This window comes from Cellulophaga sp. BC115SP (assembly GCF_009905545.1).
GTDB lineage: Bacteria > Bacteroidota > Bacteroidia > Cytophagales > Spirosomataceae > Flectobacillus > Flectobacillus rivi.
The window spans coordinates 1-2,031 of the sequence record NZ_JAAALB010000122.1 but is presented as its reverse complement, the minus strand read 5'-3'; the positions used below and the strand labels follow the sequence as shown (position 1 = coordinate 2,031).

Below are 2,031 nucleotides of genomic sequence, written 5' to 3'. Positions count from 1 at the left end.
AATAAAAAATCCACCCGTATTTGAGTGGATTTTTTGTAGGCCTTCGCAGGAAAAAGTAATTTTCAAGGGAAGCCTATGTATATTTTTAAACTGTACTAAAAATGGGAAGCCGACAACAAATATTATTATAAGGAAGACACTCCAATGTTGTCGTAGTATAGGATTGATGTAAAAAAGAAAAGATAGAAGTCATCTTGACTTTTTAAATTTCTTAATTGCCATAATGATAAATGCGATAAAGTTAAACACCATCCAACTTGAAAGCGTTGTATCATATCGATTTAATAAAGACCTATAACTATCTATTCATGCGTTAGTTCTTTCAATTGAATATCTCTCTTTGTAAAGTTCTTTGTCAGTGATGCGTGACCAATTATCGTCAGTGGAGTTCCTTTTATTAGTGGCTATATTGGCGATAATTTGTTTTTGATGGCATAATTGATGTAAATTTTTGCGTCGAATCGCAACGGCGAATCGTCCAGCATCTGCATTCATAAATAGTCCACCTACTGAAATAGTAGCGTCCTCTAACATCGTGGTAAGTTCTTCAAAAGTTCAATATTAAATAAATCATTATGATTCCGTGAAACAGGTGTTGACATAGCCAAAACAAGTCCTTGTTTATCAGTCAAGTAAAGATCATTAGTTGTCTTTCTCTTCTTTCTACCTTGATAAGAAACTTACTCGCCACCACGAATACATGAAGAATAACTTCCATCTAAATTTACTATTGAGAGGTCGAAAGAAGACTTATATTTATTCAAAAGTTTTATCAAACATTTCTGCCAAACACCTTCCTTACACCAACGACAATAATGTCCAAAAACAGTTTTATGGTGAAGAATGTGGGTGCTAAATAAGAATTCAATAGGTAATAAATGCCGTTGAATCCCTCAACTTGGTTGTCAGTTTCAATTTATAAAGAATGCAGTTAATAATCTCACTAAGAGGAGCTTGAGGTTTAAAGCCTCGCTTTCTTATAGGTAAATGACAAATTATTTCTGATTCTATTATATCTTTGCTAAGTACTTAGTACATAAAAAGGTTGCTTTGGTATGGTTCGCAAAACAAATATCAGCAACCTTTTTTAATTTTATGTAATTCTACCAAAAGTCAAGATGACTTCGATATTAAAAAGTTACTTTTGCAAAAATCCATTAGTTAAGTCGTCTAACTTTACCATTGTATAGAGCATTCATACCCTAAATATAGTAGTTTAGTAGATTTATAGTTGTTTAATCGAAAGATTTATTCTACCATATTCATCCATGTTGATGATTTTGGCTTTTACCTTTTGTCCTACGTAGATTTTCTGACCATCGTATTCGTAATCAGAAATTTTTGAAAATTTTTGATTTTTAAGTTCTCGAATATGAATACTTGCTAATCTAGAATCTTTCTCTATTTTTACGAAAATTCGATTAGTAATAATTTTGGTTATGATGCAAGATAAATACTCTTGTTGTACATGTTCAACTATTTTACTAAGTAAATGGAACCAACTATAACTTAATTTATTGTATAAATCTTTTGAATTTTCTACATAAAAATTTTTGATTTCGAAGGATTTATTTACACTCTCAGATAATATACTAGTAAACTTTGTATCAATTACTATTTTATCGTTGCTACATTGCTCTAAGAGTTTAAAAAAAGTTATCGCATCAATTTTTTTTTGAAATATTGAAGAATAAGTGAATTTATCTGGAAGAAATCCTTTGTTAGTCATTTTAGAAAAAACCTTCAAACAAAAATCTACATCTGAAACCTTTTTGATAAACACATTAAATAGAATTTTATTAAGTTCAAATTTATGTTTGTTCATTTCGTAATACAAGTGAATACAATCACGTTCATCTTGAAGTTCATCTATTAGATTTGTAAAAAAACTTTTATCTAAGTTTTGTTTGTTAAACAAAGGCTTCAAAAGAAATGAAAACTTTGTTATTGAAAATTTTATAAATATTTTTTTGAAAACATAAGCATCTAATTCAACAATTGAAAGATTAATTTCTTGTATTATTTTATAGA

1 protein-coding gene and 1 pseudogene are annotated in these 2,031 nt (G+C 28.9%); both read right to left on the bottom strand.

What is annotated here, in order from left to right:
• Positions 1 to 189 precede the first annotated feature (189 nt).
• Positions 190 to 1,014 (bottom strand): annotated as a pseudogene (locus tag GVN22_RS27105) (transposase).
• A 211-nt stretch (positions 1,015 to 1,225) separates the two neighbouring features.
• Positions 1,226 to 2,031 (bottom strand): S1 RNA-binding domain-containing protein (locus tag GVN22_RS27100; protein ID WP_166554128.1); only part of this gene is annotated, 806 nt, incomplete at its 5' end.